1 protein-coding gene is annotated in these 237 nt (G+C 69.6%); it reads right to left on the minus strand.

Annotation, left to right across the window (positions count from 1 at the left end):
- The coding region (locus ACTFO6_RS19715; protein WP_439935986.1) for a glycosyltransferase at window positions 1–237 on the minus strand (237 nt) is incomplete at both ends.

Consider the following 237-nt stretch of genomic DNA (forward strand, 5'->3'; position numbering starts at 1 on the left):
CAGCCGCTCCCGTGCCCGAGAGTCGTCCAGGATGTGCAGGATCGCGTCCTCGTATTCCTCCGGGGTGGAGGCGACCAGAAAATGCTCCCCATGCTCCGCGTCCACACCCCCGGCCGCCACGCGGCTCGCCACCACCGGCACGCCCATGGCCATGGCCTCCAGGACCTTGTTCTGGGTACCCCGGGCAATGGTGAGGGGCGCCACCATGAGGGCGGAACGGTGCACGTAGGGCCGCAC

Origin of the sequence: Pelomicrobium sp. G1, assembly GCF_051905455.1 — a bacterium.
Lineage (GTDB): Bacteria > Pseudomonadota > Gammaproteobacteria > Burkholderiales > UBA6910 > Pelomicrobium.